The organism is Stenotrophomonas sp. P5_A8 (genome assembly GCF_056400545.1).
Window position 1 is genome coordinate 1 of record NZ_JBFULB010000624.1, and the last position, 785, is coordinate 785.

Genomic DNA, 785 nt, shown 5'->3' on the forward strand with positions numbered 1-785 from the left:
GCCTATGGCAACGGACGCCAGCTACAGCGTCCGCTGGATCTGGACTATCGCTCGCAGGCGGTGCACGACCCGGCAGTGGGTGGAATGTCACTGAGCTACGGCTACGATGCCGTCGGCGCGATCACCGAGCTAAGGAATGGCCCGGGCTCTACAGTGCTGGCGAAGTATGCCTACGACACGCTGGGCCGCCTTACCCAGACCATGGATGGCGCGACCGGCACGCCGATTGAAACCTATGCTTACGACCCTACAGGCAATCGAACCTCTCTGACCACCGCCGGGGGCACCACCAATTACGCCTACCCGGCGACCAGTCATCGGCTGACTGCGGTGGGTAGTGAGGCCCGAAACCATGATGCAGTGGGCAACACCACGAGTATCGGAAGCAAAGCCCTCACGTACAACGATGCCAACCGTATGAATGCGGTGAAACAGGGCGCTGCGGTGGTGGAAAGCTACGCCTACAACCACCGTGGCGAGCGCGTGCTACGTACTCCTTCCGATGGGGATGCGCAGATCACGCTATATGACCAAGCCGGGAAGTGGATCGGCAGCTACTCAGCGACGGGTCAAGCTCAGCAGCAGATGGTCTGGCTGGACAGCTACCCGGTAGCGATGATCAACACACCAGCCTCTGGGGTGCCAGAACTGGCCTATATCCAACCAGATCACCTGGGTACGCCGCGTATAGTTATCGATTCCGTGCGCGACATCCCGATCTGGGAGTGGAGCAATAAGAGTGAGGTGTTTGGTAATCAAAGCCCAGTCACAGACCCGGATGGCGA

The 785-nt window shown here is 59.9% G+C and carries 1 pseudogene; it reads left to right on the forward strand.

Annotation, left to right across the window (positions count from 1 at the left end):
• Positions 1-785: pseudogene (locus AC1DQP_RS21135) on the forward strand (RHS repeat-associated core domain-containing protein); the annotation flags it as partial.